This is a genomic window from Rhizobium sp. R711 (genome assembly GCF_002211365.1).
Lineage (GTDB): Bacteria > Pseudomonadota > Alphaproteobacteria > Rhizobiales > Rhizobiaceae > Rhizobium.
This window is the reverse complement of sequence record NZ_LOKZ01000001.1, coordinates 512,507-538,517: the sequence shown is the minus strand read 5'-3', so window position 1 is coordinate 538,517 and position 26,011 is coordinate 512,507. Positions and strand designations below refer to the sequence as shown.

Annotated in this window: 19 protein-coding genes and 2 pseudogenes; 13 read left to right on the top strand and 8 right to left on the bottom strand. The window is 57.5% G+C overall.

Going from position 1 to position 26,011, the window contains the following annotated elements:
- Window positions 1-92: 92 nt before the first annotated feature.
- Window positions 93-302 (bottom strand): cold-shock protein, encoded by a 210-nt coding sequence (locus ATY80_RS02510; RefSeq protein WP_088690896.1) that lies wholly within the window; start codon window positions 300-302, stop codon window positions 93-95.
- Between the two features lie 2,154 nt (window positions 303-2,456).
- Between ATY80_RS02510 and ATY80_RS02500 the strand changes: the two genes are divergently transcribed.
- From ATY80_RS02500 to ATY80_RS02475, 6 genes are all read left to right on the top strand, one after another.
- Complete coding sequence (locus ATY80_RS02500) at window positions 2,457-2,924, top strand: MEKHLA domain-containing protein (protein WP_088690895.1); 468 nt, start codon at window positions 2,457-2,459, stop codon at window positions 2,922-2,924.
- A gap of 136 nt (window positions 2,925-3,060) precedes the next feature.
- Window positions 3,061-4,206 (top strand): extracellular solute-binding protein, encoded by a 1,146-nt coding sequence (locus ATY80_RS02495; RefSeq protein WP_088690894.1) that lies wholly within the window; start codon window positions 3,061-3,063, stop codon window positions 4,204-4,206.
- Between the two features lie 11 nt (window positions 4,207-4,217).
- Window positions 4,218-5,096, top strand: coding sequence for an ABC transporter permease subunit (locus ATY80_RS02490; RefSeq protein WP_245306741.1), 879 nt, complete (start codon window positions 4,218-4,220; stop codon window positions 5,094-5,096).
- Window positions 5,096-5,920, top strand: a complete 825-nt coding sequence (locus tag ATY80_RS02485) for an ABC transporter permease subunit (RefSeq protein WP_088690892.1) — start codon at window positions 5,096-5,098, stop codon at window positions 5,918-5,920. The genes ATY80_RS02490 and ATY80_RS02485 overlap by 1 nt, the downstream gene beginning before the upstream one ends.
- A 37-nt stretch (window positions 5,921-5,957) precedes the next feature.
- The gene (locus tag ATY80_RS02480) at window positions 5,958-7,040 is read left to right on the top strand and encodes an ABC transporter ATP-binding protein (protein WP_088690891.1); all 1,083 of its coding nucleotides are present in this window, start codon (window positions 5,958-5,960) and stop codon (window positions 7,038-7,040) included.
- Window positions 7,033-7,884, top strand: coding sequence for a glycerophosphodiester phosphodiesterase family protein (locus tag ATY80_RS02475; protein WP_088690890.1), 852 nt, complete (start codon window positions 7,033-7,035; stop codon window positions 7,882-7,884). The genes ATY80_RS02480 and ATY80_RS02475 overlap by 8 nt, the downstream gene beginning before the upstream one ends.
- On the opposite strand, the gene ATY80_RS02470 is transcribed toward ATY80_RS02475, so the two are convergent.
- From ATY80_RS02470 to ATY80_RS02445, 6 genes and pseudogenes are all read right to left on the bottom strand, one after another.
- On the bottom strand, window positions 7,875-8,720 hold the full coding sequence (locus ATY80_RS02470) for an inositol monophosphatase family protein (protein ID WP_088691467.1): 846 nt from the start codon (window positions 8,718-8,720) through the stop codon (window positions 7,875-7,877). The two genes, ATY80_RS02475 and ATY80_RS02470, sit on opposite strands and share 10 nt — an antisense overlap.
- A gap of 92 nt (window positions 8,721-8,812) precedes the next feature.
- Window positions 8,813-9,391, bottom strand: coding sequence for a L,D-transpeptidase (locus tag ATY80_RS02465; protein WP_088690889.1), 579 nt, complete (start codon window positions 9,389-9,391; stop codon window positions 8,813-8,815).
- Window positions 9,392-9,702: 311 nt separating this feature from the next.
- Window positions 9,703-10,840, bottom strand: a pseudogene (locus ATY80_RS02460) (IS3 family transposase).
- An 82-nt stretch (window positions 10,841-10,922) separates the two neighbouring features.
- A complete protein-coding gene (locus tag ATY80_RS02450; RefSeq protein ID WP_189637066.1) occupies window positions 10,923-11,630 on the bottom strand; it encodes a DUF3471 domain-containing protein in 708 nt (235 codons plus the stop codon).
- A 95-nt stretch (window positions 11,631-11,725) separates the two neighbouring features.
- Window positions 11,726-12,007: a MerR family transcriptional regulator gene (locus ATY80_RS28835; RefSeq protein WP_189637065.1), complete on the bottom strand. Its 282-nt coding sequence runs from the start codon at window positions 12,005-12,007 to the stop codon at window positions 11,726-11,728.
- Window positions 12,008-12,454: 447 nt separating this feature from the next.
- Entirely contained in the window at window positions 12,455-13,117 is a 663-nt protein-coding gene (locus ATY80_RS02445) for a DUF4157 domain-containing protein (protein ID WP_088690888.1), read from the bottom strand.
- A 450-nt stretch (window positions 13,118-13,567) separates the two neighbouring features.
- On the opposite strand from ATY80_RS02445, the gene ATY80_RS02440 reads away from it, so the two are divergent.
- The 7 genes and pseudogenes from ATY80_RS02440 to ATY80_RS02410 all read left to right on the top strand — a co-directional run bounded on the left by ATY80_RS02440 (window position 13,568) and on the right by ATY80_RS02410 (window position 25,001).
- Complete coding sequence (locus ATY80_RS02440) at window positions 13,568-14,803, top strand: DNA repair exonuclease (RefSeq protein WP_088690887.1); 1,236 nt, start codon at window positions 13,568-13,570, stop codon at window positions 14,801-14,803.
- 3 nt (window positions 14,804-14,806) lie between these two features.
- The gene (locus tag ATY80_RS02435; RefSeq protein WP_088690886.1) at window positions 14,807-18,253 is read left to right on the top strand and encodes a YhaN family protein; all 3,447 of its coding nucleotides are present in this window, start codon (window positions 14,807-14,809) and stop codon (window positions 18,251-18,253) included.
- 150 nt (window positions 18,254-18,403) lie between these two features.
- A complete protein-coding gene (locus tag ATY80_RS02430; protein WP_088690885.1) occupies window positions 18,404-18,664 on the top strand; it encodes a transposase in 261 nt (86 codons plus the stop codon).
- Window positions 18,592-19,429: pseudogene (locus ATY80_RS02425) on the top strand (3'-5' exonuclease). The gene ATY80_RS02430 and the pseudogene ATY80_RS02425 overlap by 73 nt, the downstream one beginning before the upstream one ends.
- Window positions 19,430-20,453: 1,024 nt before the next feature.
- Window positions 20,454-22,202, top strand: coding sequence for a type I secretion system permease/ATPase (locus ATY80_RS02420; RefSeq protein WP_088690884.1), 1,749 nt, complete (start codon window positions 20,454-20,456; stop codon window positions 22,200-22,202).
- On the top strand, window positions 22,199-23,506 hold the full coding sequence (locus tag ATY80_RS02415; RefSeq protein WP_088690883.1) for an HlyD family type I secretion periplasmic adaptor subunit: 1,308 nt from the start codon (window positions 22,199-22,201) through the stop codon (window positions 23,504-23,506). The genes ATY80_RS02420 and ATY80_RS02415 overlap by 4 nt, the downstream gene beginning before the upstream one ends.
- Before the next feature lie 58 nt (window positions 23,507-23,564).
- On the top strand, window positions 23,565-25,001 hold the full coding sequence (locus ATY80_RS02410; protein WP_088690882.1) for a family 16 glycosylhydrolase: 1,437 nt from the start codon (window positions 23,565-23,567) through the stop codon (window positions 24,999-25,001).
- Window positions 25,002-25,063: 62 nt separating this feature from the next.
- On the opposite strand, the gene ATY80_RS02405 is transcribed toward ATY80_RS02410, so the two are convergent.
- Window positions 25,064-25,855, bottom strand: a complete 792-nt coding sequence (locus ATY80_RS02405) for a FadR/GntR family transcriptional regulator (RefSeq protein WP_088691466.1) — start codon at window positions 25,853-25,855, stop codon at window positions 25,064-25,066.
- Between the last annotated feature and the right edge of the window lie 156 nt (window positions 25,856-26,011).

Here is a 26,011-nt window from a genome sequence, read left to right as displayed (position 1 = left end):
CTTTAAGGGACAGATCTAGCCAGACCGCCAGAAGAAGGACGCGGCTTGTACGCGCCTCGAAAGAGCTCGGGCGCTCGCCTTGTCATGGCTTTCTATAGAACTTTTATGTTTTCGGCTGCCGACTTGCCCGATCGGCGATCCTGGACAATGTCGTAACTGATCCTTTGCCCTTCGCGAAGGCTCTCCAGGCCAGATCGCTGGACTGCGGAGATGTGGACAAAAGTGTCTCCAGATCCATCCTCTGGCTGTATGAAGCCGAATCCTTTGTCTTGATTGAAAAACTTCACCGTTCCTTTAGGCAAATTCTCATCCTCGGTTCGATCCCAGCATCGCTGAGCATAGTTCGGATTGGTTTGACGGCAATAGCGATTTGATACGGCTCGCTGAAAACCCGGTTCGGCAGAGCCGATCCGTCGGCCGAACCAGTTCGCACGAATAGTCGTCTGCAGCTGTCGCGTCCATCATTGCCCAGTCCTGTCGAAGTTTGTTTCAACTCGGCCGACGTTCTGAAGTCAAGCGTGCATTGCCCATCACGGATGGTCGGCAGCGCCGACATCATGTTTGCGGAAGGCCAGTTTCACCTTTCGCCGTCTTGCTCCGGTGCGGGGCGGCTGTTGGCAACCACAATCAGGACATTCGAATGAGTGCTTCGTGTGGGGTAGGCGAAGCGTCTGTTCGGCAACGACACTGGACGAAACGAATCGCTTCTCCATTTATTAGACCTGGCAGGAAGTTTAGGAGATGGCTGGTGAGATCCCCGTTTTTCAGCCCGATGAAGGTTGGATTTCAAGGCAACACCGGCCGCTATCATGCTGATCAGTCGAGGGTCTCGCCACCATTCTCCTAAGCAGCAAACGGAATTGTTCCAATGCTTCATTCTTGCGTCACGCGCTCGTGTCGACGCTGGAGGTCTTGGAACTCGATGTGAACCGGCAAGTGCTCGAGCGGCCTTCGTTGTAACTGCTCACGAGGCGGCCTGCAGGTCTTGCCGGATGATGCGCGACGCCGGCTGAAAAAAAGAACCCCGCAGAGTGCAGGGTTCAAGAAATGATGAGCAGTGCCCTAGCGCGGGCAACAGGAAGACGATACGCCTCACGTTCGAGGCCTTCAAGGTAAGCAGTTCTCATCTTTGTTTCGTACAAGCACGAATGCTGCAATCAGCTGCGTTGGCGTTCGAACCTGCCCGTATCGAAGCTTCCCGTTGGCCGTTGGGCAAGGTGAAGTATGAGATTCCGACAATCGTGGTCGATGTATGAGTGCTGAAGTTTAGTGACGCCTAAATAAAAATGTTGCGGTGCCTGCGAGATCGCGTCATGGTCGCCGGTGCTGCAGGCGATTTGACGGCCGGCCTTCGATTTTGAAGGAAGCGTCAATTGAAGGTTGCTGCGACGTTTGGCGATGCCAAAAGGCTGAATGGAGGAGTGGCAAGAGGCGTCATGACATCCCGGCTCTCGAGCTGCGAGAGCAGGACATGGCGACATGAACGCGTCTTGGTGGAGTAGACGTGGTTGAAAGGCCATCTGAGGAGGGGCATCAATGAGTGATCGTGTGATTGGTTACCTGGTGGCGGCAGAGGTGTGCGCGCTTTTCTGGATAGCCATTGCGATGTTGGTCATTGAGAATATTTAGCGCCATTGACAGCGTCGAACCCATGAGCCGTCGGCACACGCTGCTTGTCGCTGTTTTGCGCGCAGGATTGGGTAGCGGGCGAAGATGGGCTCCGCGACGCGGGTTCCAAACAGGTGGCGACCTTGATAGGCTACTGAGAGATACTGAGTGTGCCACCTCCGGGTTCGATCGATCACATATTTGCTCGCTCCCTCCAAGCTTCGGCATCAGACCGGCCCCAACGGGCGCCGCCAAGGGGCGTTTGGGGCAATTTCTGAAGACCACGCCCAATTTGCCGACGCCAAAGATGTGCTCATGCATCACCAGTGGTTGTCCGATCGCAATCTCGGCGGTTTCACGCCTATTTGAAAGATATGGACGCGGATTTGAGAGCATACCCGCTGAGAACGATTTCGACCAAGATGCGCCATTTGCTCGTGCCAGTTTCGTACGCTGTCCCGAGTGCGTTAATCGAATGTTCAGCATGTCTACACGCCTGTTAAGCGCGGTCTCGGCGATCGCTGTAGATTCATGGTTAAGTGAGTCTTCAAGCAATCTCAGGTCGTGAGCACGTGAACCCACCTTTTTATGAAACCGCCCTGGGAAGGGAGTTTGATCTCTTTGCAGCTGAATTGGCAATGCTGCCAAGATCACCGGAGATCACTGCGTTGGAACTGCGCTTTGCCCTATTGCGGGAAGCCGTAGCAATCCGTCTCGAAGGACCGAGCCGAATAAGTGTTGAGTTGCCTTCGTCGCTATTTGACGCCTAGAATTGGTGTCGAATGGGGCTCGGCGAAGTTGTTCGCCGACGATGAATCTTCGATTACGCACAGACAATGGAATGAAGCATGGAAAATAAGCTGCCGGAGCCCCTCGATCTGGCGACGGACGTGGTGTTCTTCCAGCTGTTGACGGGTAGTTTCCAGCGGATCGTTGGTAAGACGCTTGTCGAACCGGGGGAGGGGCCTGGCTGGCTCTATCGTGAAGCGTCTTGCATCGTTTTAGCCCACAACATGGATCCTGATCCGCGTTTCATTTACGCCAACGTCGCTGCTCAGACGCGCTTCGAATATACGTGGGAGGAGTTCACGAAGCTGCCATCACGTTTGTCCGCCGAGGCTCCTGATCGAAAAGAGCGGCAATTGCTTCTCGACGCCGTTGAGCGTCGAGGATATATCGCCGACTATCGGGGGCTACGCGTCACCAAATCTGGAAAGCACTTCTGGATAGAAAATGGAATCGTCTGGCAGTTGACTGATGAGCGCGGCAGGACGCGCGGCCAGGCAGCAGTCTTCTCCAACTGGACCGATGTCTAGGGAACTTTCCACGCCGCCATCGCGGCAATGGGTTGCACAGCTGTGCAATATTCTGCCGAGACCGCTGTATTGTCATGACGCTGTTACGCTCGCGGCGTAGCACGGCCTTCTACATTCGCAGCCAATGGAGAGGGCTATGAACAGACGCGATTTCCTTGTCACCACCGCAGCAGCCGCGGGTATGCTGATGCTGCCACGCCTTGCATCGGCTACGGCAACGACGATCGATCTCTATAGTGGATCGGACGCAAACATTATCGACTTCTGGAATAACGTCGTGCGCCCGGCATTCCAAAAGGCTCATCCGGATCTGGCCGTGAAGATCACCGACGGCGGTGACAACACCGGTTTGCGCGCGATTGCAGATCGCGCCCTGGCGGCTCTGAAGACGAAGACGGACCCACAGGCCGATATCTTCGAAACTTTCGATCCGCGCCTTCCAGCCGGTGGTGCCGACGCCGGTCTTTGGATGGAATTCTCGGCGCAGAACATCGAAGGCATCGATCACGTCAACCCGCTCGCCTTCGACGGCAAATACTCGCTGCCCTACCGTGGCTCGCAGGTCCTGCTCGCCTACGACAAGACCAAGCTAGATCCAAAGAGCGCTCCGAAGAGCTGGGAACAGTTGACGGCTTGGATCAAGGCCAATCCAGGCCAGTTCATCTACAACCGTCCCGATAAGGGCGGTTCAGGCGGGAACTTTGTTCGTCGCGCCATCCATGAAGCCAACGGTCGTGACCCGAAAAAATTCACCGTCGACAACTTCACTGCCGACTACGCCAATCAGGCATTGACGCCCGCCTGGGCGCTTCTCAATGATCTGGCACCGTCGCTTTACGAAAAGGGCGCCTACACGGCTGGAAACACGCAGTCGATCCAGCTTCTTGCGCAAGGCGTTGTAACAATGACGCCCGTATGGTCCGACCAGGTCTTGCAGGCGATCGCGCAGGGCGTCCTGCCGGAAACGACAGGCCTCGTCCAACTTGGTGACCTGGCGCTTTGCGGCGGTTTTTCCCGCATGACGGTATTTTCGAACGGCGCCCACCGCGACGCAGCGATGAAGCTTGCGGCCTTTCTGCTGACGAAGGAAATGCAGGAAGCGATCATTACCGAGATTGGCGGTTTCCCCGGTGTCTCCTGGAATCACATTTCGGATGAGCTGCGCCAGAAATATGCAGACGTCATTCCTGCGACGATCCCCACCTTCCCCGCTGGTGATTGGGAAACCACCATCAATGACGGTTGGTACCGCAACGTCGCGCCAGGCATCAGTCGCACGTAATGCGCCGGTCAATGACACTCCCGCAGCTGGCGCGACATTCCGGGCCAGCGAGCAATCGAGGTTGGATGGGGCTTCCGCTGGTGGCCCTGCCCGTGCTTCTCCTGGCCTGGCTCATCATCTACCCGATCCTGTCAGCAGTGGCCGGCACGCTTTTCGTCGCTCAGCCGGACGGCACCTCGGCGTTATCCTTCGCCTCCTATCGATTCTTCTTCAGCGACCAATATAGTCGTGCCAATCTTTTGATCACGCTTTGGACGACCCTGATCTGCGGCGTGTTGCTCCTGGCAATCGGGCTGCCGATCGCACTTTACCTTCGATTTTCACGTGGCCCGCTCTCAGCCTTTGTGCAAGGACTCGCAATTTTTCCGATGTTCGTGCCGTCGATCATCCTGTCCTACGCCCTGATCCGTACCATCGGCCCGAACGGCGCCGTCGACGTGCTGCTGAATGCCGTCGGATTGCCAAAGCTGCCGTCGCCCTATCTGACACCGTGGGGCCCGGTCATCGGACTCGTCTGGGACAATCTGCCGCTTACAGTGCTGATGCTCACGGCCGGTTTGGGAAATATTGCGAAAAGCTCGATCGAGGCCGCACGCGACGTTGGCGCCCCGCCGCTGCGCGTCTTCTGGTCAATCATTATGCCGCGGATGGGCAATTCGCTGCTCGTGACTACCTCTTTCGCGATCCTTGGCATATTTTCGTCCTTCACACTGCCTTACCTTCTTGGACCTGCCTCGCCGGAGATGATGGGTCCCTTCATGCAACGGACGTTCTCGGACATGAACGACCCCGTCAACGCCCTCACGCAGGCTGTTATTGCCTTCGGCTTCTGCCTTCTGTTCGGGATCTTCTACGTGCGCTCGATTGCCCGAAACAGGGGAGGAGTGTGATGGCTCCTGGAAGGACTTCCGTCGCAAAGACGGATTGGATCGGCGTTGTGCTGGCACTGCTGTTGACACTGTTCATCGCTTTGCCGCTCGTTGTCGTCGGAACCTGGGCGTTCACCGAAATCTGGCGCTATCCGGCCGTCATCCCGCAACAATTCGGGCTGCGCTACTGGTCGCTGACGCTGTCGAGAACCGATGTGTGGGAGGCCCTTTTCCTCAGCCTGCGCCTGGCGACAACGGTAACCATTCTTTCCGCCATCATTTGCCTTCCCGCCGCCTATGCCTTCGCGCGCATGACGTTTCCGGGCCGGAATATCCTTTTTCTGTCGTTTCTCGCGTCACATGCATTTCCGAAATTCGGGCTGTTGGTCGCAATTGCCGGCATCTTTCTACAAATCGGGCTGATCAGCACGTTCTGGGGAGTGGTTCTCATTCAGTTGGTCGGCACATTGATGCTGATGATCTGGATCCCGGTCGCTGCCTTCCAGAACGTCGATCGTCGGATCGAGGAGGCCGCACGCGATGCCGGGGCGGCTCCTTTGCGTGTCTTCTGGTCGATCACCCTGCCGCAGGCGGCGCCGACGATCGTGGCGGCCGTCTTGCTGACCTTCGTCGGGACATTCTACGAAACAGAAGGGGCATGGCTGATCGGTGCACCACAAATACGCACAATGCCGGTGCTGATGGTCACCTTCATCAACAACCAGATCGTCGTTCAATATGGTGCTGTGCTCTCCGTCATGCTGTGGTTTCCCTCCTTCATCGCACTCATGTTTGCGCGCAGGGTAGTCGGCACGGGAACCTTCGCAAGGGGGCTCGGAGCATGATGTTCGTTGTGGGGATCGACCCCAGGAAGGGATAAAGATGGCACGCTTGACGATAAGGGGTGTCTCGAAGAGCTTCGGCGCCACGCATGCGGTACGCGATGTCTCGCTCGATGTCGAAGACGGAGAACTTGTCTGCCTGCTTGGTCCATCAGGCTCAGGAAAGTCGACATTGCTTCGTATGATTGGCGGCTTCGAAGCGCCGACGGAAGGAAACATCCTGATCGACGCCAAGGATGTTACGTCAGTGCCGCCGGAAAAGCGGCCAACAGGCATGGTGTTTCAGAGTCATGCGCTGTGGACGCACATGGACGTCTTCAACAATATCGCATTTGGTCTCAAGCTTCGCCGCCTTCAAAGATCCGAGATCCGGGAACGCGTAGAACAGGCCTTGGCGCTTGTCGGCCTTGCCGACTTCGGCAAACGCATGACCACGCAGCTTTCCGGCGGCCAGCAGCAACGCGTTGCACTTGCCCGCTCGCTTGTGCTCGAACCAAAGATCCTTCTGCTCGACGAACCCTTCGCCAGCCTTGACCAGCACTTGCGGGAGCGGTTGCGCCAAGAGGTGCGCGACATCCAGCAGCGGCTTGGCATAACCACGCTCTTCGTCACGCACGGGCAGGATGAAGCGCTGGCAATTGCCGACCGGATCGTCGTCATGCGCGATGGCCGCACCGAGCAGATCGGGCCGCCCGACCGTATCTATCGGGAGCCAGAGACCGAATTCGTTGCCGGTTTCATCGGTTCGATGAACTTCGTTCGCACGACCGTGAAGGATGGTTTGAGCCAGCATGCAGCCTTTGCAGTTCCTGTTCCTGTTGCCGATGGCGAAATCGTGCTTGCCATTCGCCCGGAAGCCCTCTCGCTTGCGGTGACGAAGGATAAAGCGGGCGCCGCCATCGTTCATCGCAGCATCGATTTCGGCACCCACAAGGTCGTTGACGTCGACCTTGCCGACGGAGCAAGGGTGAAAGTCATGACTTCGGGCAACAGCGACTGGATCAAAGGTATGCCGGTGGAGCCGGTCGCCACGGCCTTCAGAGTGTTTCGGGACAATCGGCTTGTCTACGAGTTCGCCGCGGCATCGAAGCTAAAGAACGATCGGGTGTTTGGGCATGCTTGAAGCGCGTGGAGTTGCAATTGAGCGATGCGGGCATCGCACCTGGCTGAAATGGCATAGAGGACACCGTTTTGCCGGTGACATTTCCTTCACGGGCGAGCGCATCATCGAGGGTATGGAACTCGGAGCGAGCGTCGAGATTGATCTCGTGCGTTTTGCCGGGCATGGCTTTGCAGTTCTGCATGACGAGACCCTTGAGACGGCGACAAGCGGATCCGGTCCGGTTCGCGAGGCATCCGAGGCCTACTTGCGTACCCTCTATCTAAGGGACCCGTTCGGGGCGCCAAGTCAGCACAAGGTCATGATGCTTGACGATCTTGCGCTACTACTCGCTGAGATCAGCCGAGATCCTCGAGCTGGACTGCAGCTTGACCTGAAGGAGAGTTCGCATGCCATTCGTGACACCGACATTGCCGCGTTCGCGGCGGCGATTTCGCCGGTCTCGAGCTCCGTCATCCTTTCAGGCGGTGATCCGGTTGCTGTCGAGCGCCTGTCACGGGCCGTGCCCGGCATGGCGATCGGCTATGACCCGTGTCACGACGGTGCTATCGAACGGCTGATGGAAAGCCGCGACTTCGCAGGCTTCGTTGCTGGCGCTCAACGTGCTGCGCCGCGCGCGAAGATGATTTATCTCGATCGCCGACTGGTTCTTTTCGCCGATCAGGCCGGTTATGACCTGATCGGTGCTTTTCATGATGGGGGCCGGGTCGTTGACGCCTACACGATCAACTCGGCGGTGCCGCACGTTCTGCCATGCGTCAGGCGCCTGCTCGAGCTGAAGGTCGACCAGATCACGACCGACGATCCGGTTGGTCTGGAGCGGCTTTTGATGGAAGATCAGGCCTGAAAGCCTGTAACCAGCCAGGGGTGGAGGGCCCGGTTTGCGGCAAGTATGTCTCCACTTGCTGTAATAGGCCCACCATTGAAAGCAGAAACCACGCCACCCGCTTCGCGCACCAGCAAGGCAGAGGCGCCGTAATCATGTAACGAGAGGCCATCTTCGAAAAAGCCGTCCAGGCGGCCGCAGGCAACATAGGCGATCGACAGCGCCGCTGAGCCAAGCCGGCGTACCCCTGCGGTCGTGTTCATCAAGCGCTTCAGCGCGCTGAAGTAAAGATCCTCCGATACCGCCTTCAGCTGCCCGGGGACTGGCAAACCGGCGCCGACGAGCACGTCCTCGGTTCCCTTGGAATATACACACTCGATCCGCTGTCCATCGAGATACGCCCCGCCTCCAAGTTCGGCGCTGAACAGCTCGTCCAGCATTGCGTCGTAGACGACGCCAGTTACGAGCTGACCGTTGTCCACGATCGAGATTGTCATTCCGAAATGCGGAATGCCCCAGGCGAAATTCGTCGTTCCGTCAATCGGATCGATGTAGATCACCGGTGCTCCATCCCCGGCGTTTCGATTGCCAACCGCTTCTTCACCCTTGATCGCGTAGGTGGGAAAGCACCTGTTCACTTCGCCGACGATAATTTGCTCGACTGCGACATCGATCTCGGTCTGATAATCCCTCGGCGCTTTTGTCAGCAACTCACCCCCCATTCGACGGCGCAGGGATGAGCGCGCTTTAGCACCTCCGACAAGAACGGCTTCAGCCAACATGGCAAGGCGCGGCGAAGCGGCTGGTGAGATGCGGGATGACACTTCGGGATGTTCGGGAGGATTTGGATAAGACATCGTCAGTATGTCATGGCAGAGCCACATGAAGCTTTGATGACGAAGATGCCGAACTGCTAAGGCTACACGCCGGATACGCAGATCCGGCAATATCATCGCTGGACGATCACACGTGTTCCCGGTCGGACCATCTCGTAAAGCTCCTCGACATCCTCTCGGTACATACGAAAACACCCGCTTGATGCGTTCGTGCCAATAGAGGATGGATCGTTGGTGCCGTGGATGCGCAATAAGCCGTCGGCAAGATAAATGGCACGTGTCCCAAGCGGATTGGAAGGACCCGGCATCATGACGTCAGGCAGCTTTGGGTTCTTCCGGCGCATGCTCGCCGTCGGCCGCCACTCGGGATGTTTGCGCTTCGAGACGACATGTGTGGTGCCGTACCATTGCTTGCCTTCGCGCCCCACAGCAATCGGGTAGGCAAGCTGATCGCCTTGCGGGGTTGTATAGACGAGCGTGTGCTCTCGCGTGGCAATGACAATTGTTCCTCCGCCGCTCCTTGCTCGGGGTCGGTATTCCGGCATCGGCTCGCCATAGTCTGGCGGTCCATATGGCCCATAGGGATCAACGTAGCCGTAATCGCCGTAGTCGTCGTATGGTCCGTAAATCTGGGCCTGAGCCTGAAAGGTGATGAGCAAAAGCGCGGTTGCAAATAGAGCCACGAGTTTCATTTTTCGCTATCCGCTTGTTTTGCAAGCCAGATAACATCAAAATCTATGGCGTCATTGTGGCGGCTGTTGTTGCAACAAGCGCGGGGTCGAGGAAGGACTGATTGTTATCTTGCATTAGATCTGACTCAATTTCGCACGGACCTGACTCCGTGTGACTCGGCGGCTATAACTAACTGACTCGTCAACTACTATTGTACTCGCCAAGGCAGCGCCTTATTTGAGCGCTTTCGCTCTTAGCCGCGATGGGGTTAGAGGTGGCTCGGTTTGTCTGAACAGTTCCGGGCGTTTTGCTAAGTGGATTTCCGTCTCGATTATGCCGCCACCATCATTGGCGTCAGCGCGTTGAAGTGAGCCTGATCCGGCGTCTGCCGGTCAAGGGATGAATGCGGGCGTCGGGTATTGTAAAAGGTCAGATAGCGGCCGATGCCAGCGCTGGCCTCGGACACAGTCTTGTAGGCATGGAGATAGACCTCCTCGTATTTGATCGACCGCCAGAGCCGCTCGACGAAGACGTTGTCGCGCCATGCACCCTGCCGGCCTTCTTCAGCACCGCCGTGAAGTCGATGGAGGTGAACTGCGATCCCTGGTCGGTATTGAATATCTCTGGCCTGCCATATCGGCAAAGAGCTTCCTCGACCGCTTCAATACAAAAGGCCGTCTCCATCGTGATCGACAGCCGCCATGAAAGCACTCGGCTACTGAACCAATCGACGACGGCGCAGAGATAGACGAAGCCCCGCGCCATGGGGACGTAGCTTATATCCATTGCCCAGACCTGGTTGGGTCTGGTGACCGCCAGCTTCCTAAGCAGATATGGATAGACCCTGTGACCAGGTGCCGGTTTAGACGTATGGGGACGGCGGTAGATTGCCTCAATGCCCATCTTCCTCATCAGCGTCGCGACGTGAAGCCGCCCTGTCTGAAGCCCTTCCGCCTTCAAAAGCCCCTGCAACATCCGGCTTCCGGCAAACGGGTAATCGAGATGCAGTTCGTCGATCCGCCGCATCAAGGTCAGATCGCCGTCTGACACAGGACGCGGCGAATAATAGAGGCTGCCACGACTGAAGCCGAGAAGCTTCGCCTGGCGCACGACCGACAGCTTGTGCTCGCGGTTTATCATTTCTTTCCGCTCAGCAATCCGGCTTTGCCGAGCGCACCGGATAAAAAATCATTCTCTAACGTCAGCTCCCCAATCTTGGCGTGCAGGGTTTTGACATCGACGGTCGGAGCCGCCGGTTCCGCTTTGGCGTCATCGCCGAAAACGCCTGTCGCCCCCCTCAAGGAGCTGGTCTTTCCACTGCTTGATCTGATTGGCGTGCACGTCGAACTGCTGGGATAATTCCACCAGCGTCTGTTCACCCCGAATGGCGGCAAGCGCCACCTTCGCCTTGAAAGCCGGGCTATGGTTCCGGCGCGGTGTCTCGTCATGGTATCTCCTGTTCCCGGCATCTAAGCCGAAGTCAGGCAGAAATTCCACTTATCCATGCTGTCCAAATTTCCCGAGCCAGCTCTGTTTCGCCTGGTCCTTGATCTACAGCGTGGGGCGCAAATAGAGATGGCTTATCTTTCCTCGGCGGGCGACGGCGAAGCCCCATTCAATCTTGGCATTCTCGAATTCAGCGTCGTAGACATCAAGTCCGTCTTGTGAAACCCCCTTGAATGAAAGGGCCTTCAACGCAGCAGCCTTCTCCAGCTCGTCACGAATGAATTCCTTCTGTTCGTCCGCGAGAACTGCCAACGCTGGTGACATATTCTCAAGGTTGGGTTCACCGCGAGCGTGCTCGTCGATCACACGGCGCACAATGCGCTCGCTTTCGGGGAGGGGTTGCTGATCCTTAATGCGTTGTTGCACCTCGTCTTCGAAGTCCAAAACCTCGCCCAAATCCACCTTGGCGGCGTAATCCTCCCAGCCGTTTTGATGATGGGTCAGGTTTCGCACCCGGCGGTCTTGGTTCAGCTCGAAGGTTATCTGAACGGGCAAAGCCTTCATGAAGAAGGCGGTGTCGCTCTCGGGGAAAATCTCAAGATCGGACTGCCCGACAATTCGGTAGAAAAGCCGATGATCACGGTGAGACACGACAGAGAGAGTGCCGTCGACCGTTTCGTAGGCTCCAGAATATTCCTCGTACAGGGAGGGATCGACCGCAATCTCGGTCCGTGGCCGCATCTGTTCATAGCGACGCCAGGCTACGGTATCCTTCAGAGGCTCGGCCATGTTCGTTTCCTTTACCAGTTTCATGAGGTCGTCCATGCTGGCAGTCTGGCCGGTTCGAATCTTTGATTGCAGCGCGTCAATGGTGCGTAGCCCGCGTTCTGCTCGGCTTCTGGCCTCGGCTAAAGCGTCCCGCTGGAGGTGAGTGTTTGCACCAGGTCAGTGGGGTGTCCACGCAATAGCTTGGAGATGTCGCGCAGGGTGAGGCCGAGAGATTTCAGGACCAGTATTTCGTTCAACCGGGCAATTTCGGTGCTGCCGTAAAGCCGCCACTGCTTGGACGTGCGGCGGGGCGAGATCAAACCTTGCTGCTCGTAGAGGCGAAGCGCACGAATGCTCAGGCCAATCCGGCTGGCACATTCTTGTGCGGTCAATAGAACGTCCTCCTGAGCGCGACCATGCATTGAAAGCTCCTTCTCGAACCTTCTTACGGTATGACGCAGGGTCCGACTCAAGTGGTTTTTGCAAATGGCTATTTAAAAAATCTGTTGAGCGATCCCTTGCCTCGTTTCACACCCCGCACATCTAATGATTGCATCGATGGCTGACGCCTTCCTTTTGCGATCAACCCTGGAGGCGATCTTGTTGCCAGCCATTTTCTGAGGAACCCGATTTTGTGATCAGCCACTCCAGCCTCCCTTATGACAGTCCAGAGGTTTCAGACAAGAACATGTCAGCTACCTGACGGCCAACCTTGCCAACGTTACGACTGATCCTTGGCGAGCAATTCGTGCATGACACCGCCATCACGACCTTCAAAGAGGTCTAGACTCGATTGATCGCGTATGCGGCTTTGGGCTGTGGCGCTGGCTGGACAAACCCGCTGATAGGTGGGCCTGCTGAATGTGGCCTCAATTTGGTCTGCCTGGCACTTGTTGACAGCACGAGCAATGAGCGATGCCATCCCCTTTGGCGTAGGCGGAGTTCTCCACGGCTTGCCAGTTCTGGGCATATCGGATCGCGAAACCATGCACACCCCATTCTTGAAATTGGTCGACGTGGACCAGTTCATGAGCCCACAAGGAGATTGTCGCGGCCGCAATGGCGTCGCGAAACACGACAACATCGATCAGCGTGACAGCATCCGCATATCCTCCACGTTCCAGGAGAATGGCAAGATTCAGAGAGCCCACGTCACCAATACGGTATCGGACGCGGTTCATCGAATCTTCAGTCGAATAGTCGGTCAGCTCTTTTCGGATATCTGGTGGGATCGGTAATGCTCCCTTTTTCGCGACGTTTCGACCTTGAACCAGGACGCTTTCTAGAATCGGGCCGGTGAGGGTAGTGGCCTGAAGTTCATTTAGCGCACGAGCGATACCGTAGATTGGGTCTGCCACCGCGCTTGAGGGCTTCTGGAAATGGGCCTCTGATTGCGGATGAAAACGACTAAGATTTTTGGCCGGGCCGGACTCAGGTAGACGGCTGCAAGCATAGACATATGAAGTCGCTGTTACGGTCACCCCGACAACGAAAGTCGAAAGGACATGTCGAGGAACGAACGGACGTTGCATGGCCAGCCTCTCAGGACTGCCGCACACTATATATGGCAAGCAAATAATATGCAGTGGCTACGGCGCGAGATAACCCACTCCTTAGCGTCCGTCCCACGTTGGCCATAATTGTCGAGCGGTGCGCCTGGGCGCTGCACGAAGCCATCCGCACGTTCCGATTGCGCAAGCCTTAGCCAATCGGGGAAATCCACGGGCGCTGAAGTCAGCTTCAATTAGGCTATCAGGGAATTCATATGGGATGGCCGTCCGGCCTGAAAATGAATGCACCGAATGTGACAGAACATCCAAATTCCCGAGGACAAAGACTTGGGCCTGAACATCGATGCCGTCGTCGAAAGTTGTGAGTAACAGAGTGTGGGCCCAATCATCAAGGTTTCAGCACCTTGACATTGCAGCAAGGATGAACAAACAAGGAACATTTCGCTTTCAGTCATTCGCGAGGAGCAGCGCGTGTCGAGGTTTAGATTTATTCATTCGGCAGACCTTCACCTTGGTAGCCCATTTCACGGGCTATCGGTCAAGGATCCGACAATCGCATCCGTATTCATAGAAGCTAGCAGGAATTCCTTCTCCTCCCTAGTCTCCACGGCGATTGAACTAGCCGTCGACTTCTTTGTGATTGCTGGCGATGTCTATGATGGTGACTGGAAGGACAATAAGATCGGGCTGTTTTTCAACCGGGAAATGGCCAAGTTGGAGCGAGCGGGTATCCCGGTATTCCTTCTGAGGGGCAACCATGATGCCTTGAGCGTCATTACAAAGACAATCACGCTCCCGGCCAACGTTCACGAGTTCCCGACAAACAAAGCTGGGACCTTCAAGATTGATGAACTCAAAGTGGCGCTGCACGGGCAGGGTTTCGCTGAACGTTCCGCGATGGAAAATCTTGCTATCGGTTACCCAGCGCCGGTGCCGGGTTGGTTCAATATCGGCGTCCTTCATACCTCGCTAACTGGACGAGAGTTGCATGCTCCCTACGCGCCGTGTTCGGTCGAAGACCTCAGATCGCGTGGCTACGACTATTGGGCCCTTGGGCATGTACATGAATTTGAAGAAGTCGCTTCCGATCCGCTGGTAGTTTTCCCAGGCAACCTGCAAGGCCGTAACATTAGAGAGACGGGCGCAAAGGGAGCCGTCCTGGTGACAGTGGAAGACGGCCGCCCGCGATATGAGCGTGTCATCGTCGATGGAGCCCGTTTCGACGCGATCAAGATCTTCCTCGACGTGAACCACCAAGCCTCCGATGTGTTGGCCCTTGTTGAAGAGGCAGCACGCTCGCGCACCGTGTCCATGGAGGGCCGTGTCACTGCCGTCCGAATACACATTGGCGGCGAGAGTGACCTTCGCCGCGACTTCGTCCTCAACAAGCAGCAATGGCGCGACGAACTGCAGGCCGCGTGTCATCGCGCTCACGCGGATCTCTGGGTGGAGAAAATAGAAATCAAATTGTCTGACACACAAAGCTCTGTGGTTGCGCCGCAAATGGCAGGCATTGATCTTGAACAACTGCTGAACCCTCACGGGGCCGATAATATCCTAGATGAAGTTCACGAGCTGATTTCGACGATTACGCTCAAGCTCCCGGGAGGAGCAGGGGCATCACAATTGCCTCTCGACGTGTCTCCGGAAGCGTTGATCGATGAAGCTCGCCAGTTACTGCTGGCGCGTACGGGAGGTGCATCCTAACATATGCGTTTCGAACGAGTTGATATCCTTCGCTACGGGGCTCTGACGGATCGTAGCTTGACGTTCCGGCCGGACGCGAAGCTGCATGTCGTCTATGGAGCTAACGAGGCGGGGAAATCGTCTGCACTCCGCGCAATTTCGGACCTGCTTTTCGGATTTCCTCACGAAGTCCAGGATGCGTTCCTTCATGAAGCCTCTACGCTAAGGATCGCAGCCGCGATAAACGGCAAGGGTAGCAACAACCTCAGTTTCCGTCGCCGCCGTGGTCGCAAGAATACGATCGTCTCGCACGAGGAAAGCGAAGTAGCCTTTTCCGACGACGTGCTTTTACCGTTCCTGGGCAATGTAAGTCGGCAGGTCTTCGAACGAGCATTTGGGCTCAATTCCGGCAGACTGCGCCAGGGTGGAAAGGAAATGCTCGCCAATGGAGGCGAGATTGGAAGCCTCTTGTTCTCAGCGGCATCTGGTTTAACTGGCCTGTCGGCTCTCAGGAAGAATCTGGAGGCCGAAGCCGAAGGAATTTTCGCCCCCCGGAAGTCCAAAGAGCGGCTCTTCTATCAGATTTTGGATCGCTACGAACACGCACGGCAGACCGAGCGTGAGCATGAGCTGAGGTCGGGCGACTGGAAGAAGCTCGTCGACGCAATCGCGTCAACAAAGGCGGAAATCGATCGGCTAGCCGTGCAAAGGCTTGAGACGAAGCATGAACTTGAGCGCCTTAAATTATTGAGAACACTAGCGCCACTCATACGCGAGATAGACGTCGAACGCGCGGAGATCGCAAAGTTCATAGACCTGAACGGCGCGGCGCCCAGCCTTCATAAAGATCTGACGAACGCTCTTGATAGTGAGCGCAAGACCCGCGATGCGCTTGGTACAACACGGGATGAAGTCGCGAGACTACGGGGTGAATTTGGTGCGACGAAGGTTGATGAGCCAGTCCTTAAGGCGTCAGTCCGCATCATCGGCCTGTTTGCGGATAAAGGATCCCACCAACGGGCGAAATCTGACCTTTCCAGGGTTCGCGGCGAAGTCGAGAACTTTGATCTTCGTCTGCAGAACCATGCGCGACGTATCGGGATTTTTGTGGCCGGTGGCGATCTGGCGAAACATCAGCCGCCGGATCATGCGTTGGCTCTACTAGCGACGCTCGCCGCTGAGGGACGTGATCTGGAACGAGCTTTTTCAGACGTCGTTGGCCGCGTGGGCCAGGAACGAGAATACCTCAATGATATTGAGAGACTCAGCGTGTCCGGCCAATCTATCGACCCCAGGCCGATGTTGGATAGGCTATCGGCACTGCAGGCCGATCTCATCGAGATCGAAAGGGCTGATGGCATAAGGGTCAAGATCGCGCGAGGCACGTCGGACATTCAGTTAGCCGCTGGAAGGCTTTCACCTGCGGTCAACAACCTGGATGCTCTTTTATGCGTGCCTCTTCCAGATGTTCCTGCGCTCGTCGAACATCGGCGGTTGATCACTGCCGCCAATGACGCGATGCTCTCGGCTGAGGGCCGCCTTGTTTCGGTTGAAGAGGACAAAGCGACGCTTGAACGAGACATTGCCAGACTTGAGGTCGTTGGGAGTGTCGTCTCTCGTGAGAGGTTAGCGGAATCCAGAACGGAGCGAGATCGGCTGTGGCAGGCCTTCAAAGCAGACGAGGAAGGATCTGACGCAAACAACGTTGAATCGGCGATAGCGGAAACGGACCGTCTGGCGGATATCGCCCTCTCGGATGCAGATCGGGTCGCTCGGCACGCCCAGCTGAAAATGCGTCTGGCGGACGCCGAGATAGCCTTATCGAAGGCCCTGCGGGACGAAGACCACGCGAGGCAGCATCTCGATGCCGCACTCCACGATTTCCGGCAGTCATTCGATGCAGCTCAGGTCGCCCCATCCGATCCGGATACGATGGTTGAATGGCGGCGCGGAATCGATGCGCTCGCGATAAGGCGTATAGAGTTGCATGCCCTGGAGGACGAAATCGCCGAGCTGGAACTGGCCGAGAGGCGGGCTCTTCCAGTGCTATTGGAGATTGCATCTGAAATCGGCGTTTCCGCGAAGCCGCAATTGCCCGCAGTCGCACTTGCACGTTTGCTTTCAGGCAATCTTTCCGCTCTGTCAACGCGCTGGGACGAAGGCCGCTCGCTCCAGGAAAAAAGAGCAAGTTCGCTGAATACCATTCAGAAATTGGCGGCTCGCGAGGCTGAGATTGGTCAGGAAATAGAGACCTGGAAAGCGAGGTTCGCGGAAGCCGCTGCTCTGGTAGGCTTACCCGAAGGCACAACTGTTGAAATGGCCGAAGCAGCAATCGATGTTTGGAGGCAGGTGCCGGACATCCTCTTGGAACGCGAGAACCGTCAGCGCCGCGTGAACGGTATGCAGCGCGACATCGAGCAGTTTGCCGGTGAGGTTGGGCGGCTCGTCGGTGAGACCGCACCTGATCTCGTCACCTTATCTGCCGAAGCCGCTATCGATATCCTGCAGAACCGTGCTGTTGCAGCGCAGTCCGATCATAAGCGCCGGGGTGAATTGTCGTCTTCGGTGGACCAGGCGAGCCTTAGGCTTAGACGGCTCGAAGAAGAACTCAGCGTTGCTGAAGAGCGTATTTCCTCATTACTATCGAATTTCTCCGCTGACACAGACGCTACCCAGTTGATCGAACGTCTCGAACAGCGGGACAGCGCGGAGGCGCGGCTTGGGCTGTGCGGTCGCCGACTCTCAGAGCAAGCCCGTGGACTGGACGAAACTTCCGTTCGCGTGGCGCTCGAAGCCTTCGACGCTTCCAAGGCGGATCTTGAGATCGAGAGCCTTGAGGCATTGGAGACAGCGCATATCGAACGGTTTGCTGAATTGACCGCATGTCAATCTGAAAATGAGCGCCAGCGCAGGGTGCTTGAAACGGGCGAGAGCGCGGAACACGCAGTCTTTCAGCGGCTCGTAGCAGAAAACGAGGCCAAGGACCTGGCGCGGACTTGGGTTGTGTTGAAGTTGGCATCGAAGATGTTGACGGGCTCGATGGAAACGTACCGGGATAAGCAAACCGATCCGGTTATCATGCGGGCAGGTGCATTGTTTGAGGTGTTAACAAGAGGCGCGTTCACCCGATTGCTTCAGGAGTACGGATCGGACGACGCTCTGCAACTCATGGCTCAGCGTGCGAATGGGGAGCGTGTCGCGCTTGACGGATTGAGCGAAGGGACGGGTGACCAACTTTACCTGTCGCTGCGGTTGGCCTTTCTTGAGGATTATTGTGGTCGGAATGAGCCGATGCCATTGATCGCCGACGACATCTTTCAGACGTTTGATGACGATCGCACGGCGGCGGGGATTAGAGCCCTGGCGGATTCGGCGTCGCGATTTCAAACGATCCTCTTCACGCATGAGAGAAGCGTGGCCGAAATCGCTCGGGCGGAACTGCACGAGAGCGTGGATATCATCGAGATGTGAGCCGAAACGGCCACATCGGCTCCGTTTGTCGTATCAGACCCGCTTGCTGGTGGGGAACTTCAATGCTCCACGACTGGATTCATCACCAGCGTAACCGGTGTTCTGTTCCCACGTTGTCTTCGCCGCTCTGATCTGTGATCGCCTTGACGGATGAGCGACGGGAGTTTCTCCATGGAGAGTACATTGGAGGTTCTCACGACCAGGACGTCTGGACGTGAGGTGCATCGGCATTGGCCGGACGGCGTCAAGGCGCAGATCGTTTCTGAAAGTCTGCGGCCTGGAGTATTGGTCAATGAGGTTGCCGAGCGCCACGGGCTGAAGCCGAACCACCTGTCAACTTGGCGAACAATGGCGCGGCAGGGCTCGAGCCCCGCATTGTCGCAACGACGGCGCGGCCCGAGTTTGCGTTGAAGGGCGTTATTCTCGATACCGAAACCACTGGCCTCAACTATCGCAAGGACGAAATCGTCGAAATCGGCGCTGTTGCCTTCACATTGATGAGCGCGGCAATATAGTGATGTCATCGACGTCTATGGCGCTCTGCAGCAACCGAGTATTCCAATTCCGGAAGAGATCACGCGCCTGACCGGCATTACTGACGAAATGGTGGCCGGCCAGATCATCGATCTTCATAAACTGCGCTCGCTTGTCGAAGGAGCCGATCTCATCATCGCCCACAACGCAAGCCTCGATCGGCCGTTCTGCGAGAACTTTTCGCCCATATTCGCGGGCAAGGCCTGGGCCTGCTCGATCTCGGAAATCGATTGGGCGTTACGCGGCTTCGAAGGGACCAAGCTTGGATATTTGATCGGCCAGGCGGGTTATTTTCATGAGGGGCATCGGGCAGTGGATGACTGTTTCGCGCTGTTCGAAGTTCTCGCAGACGATGACATCGGTCTCGGGCAAACACCGTTTGCCGAACTCTATCTGGCCAGCCAGCGTTCTCGTGTTCGCATCTTCGCGGAAAACAGCCCGTTCGACATGAAGGATCACCTGAAGGCGCGCGGCTATCGATGGTCGGATGGCAGTGACGGGCGCCCGAAGTGCTGGTGGACCGAGATTGCGGAAGAGGCTCTTGACGACGAGCTTTGCTATCTGCGCTCGGAAATCTATCGGTGGGCTGAAGCCGATCCACCCATCAGGAGCCTCACGGCATTTGACCGTTTCAAGGCGTGACCACTGCTGGTGTCTTGACGGTATCGCAGGGTCTGCAGTTCGAATTCCAAGGCGCCTTTACGTCAGGGACTTTCTCAACTCCAGGCTCGGCATCTATCGCGCTCAATTGCGCATACATCGTGAATGACGACTGGATGTTCCACCCATCGCGGAGCATCTTCGCGATAGGGCGAGGCGAGTTCTTGAATGTCCGTCGAGCGCTTCGGCGTCGTCGCCGTGAAGGGAGAGGGGCATTGGCATCCGGCAGTTCAATTCCGGCTCGGCGTTGCGGCCATGCGATGAATGAGGGCGCGCCAGCATCCGCATTTCACGCATCGCTTTGACGTGCGGATCGTGACGAGGATCCGACTGGCCGTCTTCGGCGCGATTAGAGTGTGGCGTGTTTCCGGGAGTTCCATTTCCAAGTGATCATCGATCCTCTCGATAAGCGGATGGAGAGGTCGCCGGGATGTATTGTTGCGGTCGTTCTTGCAATGTTGGGGCACAGATTAATGCCGTTTATGGATTGATACCAAAGTAAAGCTCTCAGCCACGCGTCGCCGCGGCCAAGAAAATCTAGTCGAAGGTCGAGATACAGCCCGATACTTGGTTCAATTCTACCAACGTGTTCGATCGCCTGGGGGGCGGCGTTTGGGTTCGCCAATCTGCTGCATCGTACAGATCAGTCGAGCGCGATTGCGCTCGGCGAAACTTGCGAGGCCTCGAAACCACGGTTTGAAACGCATATCCAGACGCAAACGCAACGGTAATTGAACTCGCTTCATGAGGTGAGGCCCTAAGTACTGATCGGCCGGGCGGCAAGCACATGGTTTCACTCGGAAGTAGACAGTCGATTAACGACGTGACTGGACCATGACTTGGCATTTAACGCCTGGTTTGGCGCTTTAGCGCTCAGTGGAACAGAAGCTGCTGTTTGCGGTCGTCATCCGATCCCTTTTGGCTCAGTCTACGCAAATGATCTCGATTTCGCGGACCACCCGCGCTTCGGCAACCGTGCATCGGGACACGACCCCAAGGAGCCCATTTGTCTGAAACCGGCCCTCTTTCGTCGCCTCGACCTCTCTTTGGCCTTTTCTCGTCGTTGCGTGTCGGCGCTTTGGGACTTGCCGTGACGAGTTGCCTCGTCAACGTCCTGGCGCTCACTGGCTCGTTCTTCATGCTGCAGGTCTATGATCGCGTCATTCCGAGCCGCAGCCTGCCGACCCTTGTCGGTTTGATCGTAATCGTCGTGGCCCTCTTTGCCTTCCAGTGGCTGCTTGATCTTACGCGATCGCTGCTTTTGGGACAAATCGGACGGGCAGTTGACGAGCGGTTCTCGGGGCGTGCCTTTCTCTCAGTCGCCCTATCAGCATCGCGCAAGCCAGCGCACGGAGACGGTCTACAGACGATCCGCGATGTCGATACCGTTCGCGGGTTTCTGTCTGGCCCGGGACCAGGAGCGTTGTTCGATCTGCCGTGGATGCCGTTCTATCTCGCGCTCTGCTTCCTGTTTCACCACTGGATTGGCGTCACAGCCGCGGCTGGCGCCATGATCTTAACGGGCCTGGCGCTGCTTGCCGAGGTCAAGTCGCGCCAACCGACGAGGGAGACGGTCGCGATCCTGGCTGAGCGAATGGCATTTGCCGAAACCGCGAGGCGCAACTCCGAAACGGTGGTCGCAATGGGCTTTGCGGCTGCGCTTTCGACGCGTTGGGCTGGGGTCAACCGACGCCACCTCGACAGTCACTTACGCACCGCCACTGTCGTCAACTCGCTTTCAACGCTGTCGCGCTCTGCGCGCATGTTGCTGCAGCCCGGGGTACTGGCGGTGGGCGCCATACTGGTCATTCGCCAGGAAGCAACCGGCGGCATCATGATTGCAAGCTCCATTCTCGTTAGCCGTGCGCTCGCCCCGATCGAGCTTGCCATCGCACATTGGCGAGGTTTTGCAGCTGCGCGTCAGGCCTGGTCCAGGCTCGACCGCGAGGTCCGCCTCTCTGACGAAAGACCGCGTGTCGCGCTGCCTGCACCTCGCCAATCGCTGTTGGTGGAGAACCTTCATCTCGGAGCTCCAGGCTCGAAAATGCCGATCATTCGCGGCATGTCTTTCGAGGTCAAAGCGGGTGAAGCCGTTGGCATCATCGGTCCGAGCGCATCGGGCAAGTCTTCGCTGGCGCGCGGTCTCGTCGGGCTATGGTCGGCCTTTGGCGGAGACATCAGGCTGGACGGAGCGTCGCTTTCGCAGTGGACGCCGGCAGCGCTCGGGCGCCACATCGGTTACCTGCCGCAGGAGGTATCGTTGTTCGAGGGGACCATTGCCGACAACATCGCCCGCTTCGACCCCCAGACGTCTTCGGAGTTGGTCATTGCAGCTGCCCGGGCCGCAGGTGTCTATGATATGATCGTGGGCTTTTCCGATGGTTTCGACACACTGATCGGCGCGCAGGCAACGGCGCTATCGGCGGGCCAGCGGCAGCGCATCGGGTTGGCCAGGGCACTCTATGGCGATCCGTTCCTCGTCGTGCTCGACGAACCGAATTCCAATCTCGACGTTCAAGGCGAGCTGGCACTCGCCCAGGCGATCGAGAGTGTTCGCTCCCGCCAAGGCGTGGTGTTGATCATCGCCCACCGGCCAAGCGCACTTTCTGTCGTCGACAAGGTTCTGGTTCTCGAAGACGGTCGCGCCAAGGCGTTCGGTCCGAAGGGTGATGTCCTCAAGACGGGACCAAAGCCAGTGGCCGCAACTGGTTCCTTCGTCCGACTGTTACGTGCTGGCGAGGGGACGTCGCCATGATCAGAACCGCCGCAGCATCGACAGAAAGGGCGGTTCGTCGCCTCACTCTGCTTGCCATTGCCACCGGGATCCTTCTTGTCGGTGTGCTTGGCGGCCTTGCTTCGGCGATCCGCATCAACGGCGCGGTGATTGCACAGGGCACGCTGGTCGTCGACAGCTATGTCAAGCCGGTGAAGCACCAGAAGGGTGGCACGGTTGGGCAGGTCTTCGTCGCCAATGGCGATCGTGTCAGGGCTGGCCAGATCCTGATTCATCTCGACGACACCCAGGCGAAGGCGAACGTGGCGATCATATCGCGGCGGTTGAGGGAGCTTGCGGTGCGATCCGCAAGACTTTCGGCAGAGCGCGACGGCCGTGATACCATCGTCTTTCCGGCTGTGGTAAACGGCACCGATGCGGCGCAGGCTGCGGCCCTCGCGCGTGCCGAGCAGCGGCTGTTTGATGACCGCCGGGCCTCGTTGAGGGGAAAGACGGCACAACTGCGCGAGCGGGTTCACCAGCTTGACCAGCAGGCAGAGGGCCTGACGGCGCAGCAGGACGGCAAGCGTCGCGCGATCGCCATCATCAACAAGGAACTTGCAAGTCTGGAGCCCTTGCTTCGAGAAGGCGTCATCCCGGCGACACGGGTCTATTCGCTGCAACGCGATGCGGCCGATTTGACCGGAGAGCTCGGCAGCCTCCTTGCCTCCACAGCCGAAATCAAGGGAAAGATCGCCGAAACAGAGTTGCAGATCATCCAGGTCGGCGACGATAACCGAAGCGAGGTGTCCGAGCAGCTCAGGCAGGCCGAGGGCGACAGCGGCGAATATCAAGAGCGGCGCGTTGCAATGGAGGACGAGTTGCGGCACGTCGACATCAGGGCACCGCAGGACGGTATCGTCCATCAACTCGCCGTTCATGCATCGGGAGCGGTGGTCGCGCCGGCTGAGGCGATCATGCAGATCGTCCCCGATCACGACCTGCTCACACCCGAACTGAAGCTGTCGCCACAGGACGTCGACCAGGTCGCGGTCGGCAAGGAAGTCAGCCTGCGGTTTACCGCCTTCAGCTATCGCACCACGCCCGAATTGCGGGGGCACGTTGCTTCCATCTCCGCCGACCTGACGACGGACGCACGTTCCGGTCAATCCTACTACACGCTTCGCGTCGCGGTGCCTGAGAGCGAATGGCAAAGGCTTGGCGCGCTGGCGCCAGTTGCCGGAATGCCCGTCGAAGCCTTCATCGAGACCGGCGAGCGCACGGCACTCGGCTATCTCGCAAAGCCGTTCACGGACCAGTTGGCCCGTGCATTTCGGGAGGAGTAGCGACAACCACAGGAGGGGAAAAGACCTTGAGACGCATCAAAACCCGAAGGAGTTGATAATGGCAAAGTCAATACAGAACGCCGTCGGCCAGCCGCTGTTTTACAGCGGCGCCTCAACCGCATGGTTCTCCGCGACCGGTTCGGGCCCCGTGCTCGACGGCACGTCGGGCAACGATTCCATATGGGGTGACAGCTCCGTCAATGTGACGATGCACGGGAAAACAGGCGATGACATCTACTATCTCTACTCCAGCATCAACCGTGCGGTAGAAGAACCCGGTGCCGGCGTCGATACGATCAGCACCTGGATGAGCTATACGCTTCCGGAGAATTTCGAGAATCTGACTGTAACAGGCAATGGGCGTTATGCCTTCGGGAATGCGCAGGACAACATCATCTCCGGGGCCTCGGGAAGCCAGACGATCGATGGCGGGGCTGGCAACGACGTGCTGATCGGCGCAGGCGGGGCGGACACGTTCATCTTCACCCGGGGTCACGGGAGCGATCTGATCGTCGATTTCGGCAGTGATGACACCATCCGGCTGAACAGCTATGGGTTTTCGTCGTTCGAACAGGTTCTGGCTCATACCACTCAGGAAGGCGCCAACCTGCGGCTGGATCTCGGTGCTGGCGAGAGCCTCGTCTTTGCCAACACCGAGGCGTCGGATCTGCATGCCAGCCAATTTCAGTTGACGCTCGACCGTTCCAGTCTGGCCCTGACCTTCGACGACGAGTTCAATAGCCTGTCCTTGCGCAGCGGCGACCAAGGAACATGGGATGCGAAATTCTGGTGGGCGCCGGAACGCGGCAGCTCATTGACGAGCAATGGCGAGCTTCAATGGTACATCAATCCGTCCTACGCGCCGACCGCAGCGGCAAATCCGTTCTCGGTCAGCAACGGCGTGCTGACGATTTCTGCGGAGCCGGCCTCGCAAGCGATCCAGTCGCAGATCGACGGCTATGACTACACATCCGGTCTTTTGAACACACATTCATCCTTTGCGCAGACCTATGGCTACTTCGAAATTCGCGCCGATATGCCGACAGAGCAGGGTGTTTGGCCAGCCTTCTGGCTTCTGCCGGAGGACGGGTCCTGGCCGCCAGAACTCGATGTCGTCGAGATGCGTGGGCAGGACCCGAACACCGTCAATGTCACGGTTCACAGCGATCATAGCGGCGCACACACGATGACGTCCTTTCCCGTCAAGATGCCAAGCACGGAAGGGTTCCACAACTATGGGGTCCTTTGGGACGAAGATCACATCACCTGGTATTTCGACGATGTCGCCGTTGCCCAGACGGACACGCCAGAGGACATGCACGATCCCATGTACATGCTGGTCAACCTTGCCGTCGGCGGGGCAGCGGGAACGCCCTCGAATGGTCTCGTGACCGGTTCGGAAATGCATATCGACTACATCAGGGCCTATGCCCTTGCTGACAGCCCGTTGCAGGCGACCGCCGAGACCGGTACGGGCACCGACTGGCACATTTGATGGACGGATTCCAGCCGTAGGATCAAGGCAAGCCGACCGGAACCGTTACAGCGACCTGTCTGTCAGGTCGTTTCGACACCGCTTTGATATCGCGTTCGCCGATCACGCAGGCGTTCGCGATATCGCTCCTGGCTTGCCGAGAGATGAGCGCGCATGGCGTCGCGCGCGCACGCCGCATCGCCTGCAGAAATTGCGTTCAATATTGCGAGATGCTCTCTCTGCAATCCGGCCTGATAGGCAAACGAGAGCACCTCTTCGGTGGCGTGGGGCGAATTGACGTCGCATGGAATCGTACGCTCGCCGAGCGCGTCGAGTACTTCGACGTAGAAAGGATTGTTGGTCGCCTCGGCAATGGACCGGTGGAAGGCGAAGTCAGCCTGGCCCGTCGGCTTGCCAAGCTGAAGGAGCCGATCGAATTCGAAAAAGTTCTCCTGGATCTGCGCTTCCTGCGATGGATTTCTGCGGGCTGCAGCCAGCGCTGCACTTTCTGTTTCAAGCGCGATGCGAACTTCCAGCACGTTCAGCGCGTGCGATATGTTGCTTGATCGGTCCTGCCTTAAGATCGGGCCGTCCAACGGCTGATGGCGCTGAAGGCCGATCACGAAAATGCCTGCACCCTGCCGCGTCTCCAACATTCCATCAGCCACGAGGGCGGCGATTGCTTCGCGAATGACGGTTCTGCTGACACCGAAGCTCAAGGCGAGCTGGCTTTCTGTCGGCAACTTATGGCCAACGGAGAACTGGCCCGAGAGAAAATCCTGGCGAAGCGAACCGGCAATCCGTTCGGAGAGCTTCTGCCTTCGGGATGAATTGAGGTTGGCCGGAGGGGGTGCGGTGTTCAAGTGTGTCGTCATGTCCGTGAATGATGTGTGAGCATACAGCGATCGAACAATCAAGACAACTATTGCAAAAGTCATCATACAAAAATAGGTACGAAAATGCACGGTGTCACAAATAAACAATATAATCAATGATATAAATCGATGCTGGTCGATCCGATCTCCGATACG

Bases quoted from the DNA above. Each gene is read 5' to 3' on its own strand.
- ATY80_RS02500 (WP_088690895.1), top strand. From the start codon at position 2,457: ATGGAAAATAAGCTGCCGGAGCCCCTCGATCTGGCGACGGACGTGGTG.
- ATY80_RS02495 (WP_088690894.1), top strand. From the start codon at position 3,061: ATGAACAGACGCGATTTCCTTGTCACCACCGCAGCAGCCGCGGGTATG.
- ATY80_RS02490 (WP_245306741.1), top strand. From the start codon at position 4,218: ATGACACTCCCGCAGCTGGCGCGACATTCCGGGCCAGCGAGCAATCGA.
- ATY80_RS02485 (WP_088690892.1), top strand. From the start codon at position 5,096: ATGGCTCCTGGAAGGACTTCCGTCGCAAAGACGGATTGGATCGGCGTT.
- ATY80_RS02480 (WP_088690891.1), top strand. From the start codon at position 5,958: ATGGCACGCTTGACGATAAGGGGTGTCTCGAAGAGCTTCGGCGCCACG.
- ATY80_RS02475 (WP_088690890.1), top strand. From the start codon at position 7,033: ATGCTTGAAGCGCGTGGAGTTGCAATTGAGCGATGCGGGCATCGCACC.
- ATY80_RS02470 (WP_088691467.1), bottom strand. From the start codon at position 8,720: ATGTCTTATCCAAATCCTCCCGAACATCCCGAAGTGTCATCCCGCATC.
- ATY80_RS02465 (WP_088690889.1), bottom strand. From the start codon at position 9,391: ATGAAACTCGTGGCTCTATTTGCAACCGCGCTTTTGCTCATCACCTTT.
- ATY80_RS02450 (WP_189637066.1), bottom strand. From the start codon at position 11,630: ATGAAACTGGTAAAGGAAACGAACATGGCCGAGCCTCTGAAGGATACC.
- ATY80_RS28835 (WP_189637065.1), bottom strand. From the start codon at position 12,007: ATGCATGGTCGCGCTCAGGAGGACGTTCTATTGACCGCACAAGAATGT.
- ATY80_RS02445 (WP_088690888.1), bottom strand. From the start codon at position 13,117: ATGCAACGTCCGTTCGTTCCTCGACATGTCCTTTCGACTTTCGTTGTC.
- ATY80_RS02435 (WP_088690886.1), top strand. From the start codon at position 14,807: ATGCGTTTCGAACGAGTTGATATCCTTCGCTACGGGGCTCTGACGGAT.
- ATY80_RS02430 (WP_088690885.1), top strand. From the start codon at position 18,404: ATGAGCGACGGGAGTTTCTCCATGGAGAGTACATTGGAGGTTCTCACG.
- ATY80_RS02415 (WP_088690883.1), top strand. From the start codon at position 22,199: ATGATCAGAACCGCCGCAGCATCGACAGAAAGGGCGGTTCGTCGCCTC.
- ATY80_RS02410 (WP_088690882.1), top strand. From the start codon at position 23,565: ATGGCAAAGTCAATACAGAACGCCGTCGGCCAGCCGCTGTTTTACAGC.
- ATY80_RS02405 (WP_088691466.1), bottom strand. From the start codon at position 25,855: ATGACGACACACTTGAACACCGCACCCCCTCCGGCCAACCTCAATTCA.